General features: G+C 40.3%; 1 pseudogene. It reads right to left on the bottom strand.

Annotated elements, in window-relative coordinates:
* A pseudogene (locus AB4512_RS23975) lies at positions 1 to 263 on the bottom strand (ATP-binding protein); the annotation flags it as partial.

The following is a 263-nucleotide window of genomic DNA, read 5'->3' as shown; positions in this document are numbered from 1 at the left end:
ATATAAGCCTTGAGATTTAAGGTGTCCTTCGTGACCGCCAAGCTCATCCCACTCAAGTTGGGTCATTTTTTTATAGTGTGGAATAGTGTAGCTACGAACACGTACATCACCATTAAACAAATGGATTACATCTTCTGGATCTCTCTGCGTAGATGGATGAAATGAAGCTGTAGGGTCCAACGGGGTCAGCAGACGTTCATTAATACTCAATTGAATTTGAGGTTTGTGCGTTTCTAAAAATCGATGAAAAGTAAGCCTTAAGT

This window comes from Vibrio sp. 10N.222.52.B7, assembly GCF_041474275.1.
GTDB lineage: Bacteria > Pseudomonadota > Gammaproteobacteria > Enterobacterales > Vibrionaceae > Vibrio > Vibrio crassostreae_C.
This window is presented reverse-complemented; position numbering and strand designations above follow the sequence as displayed.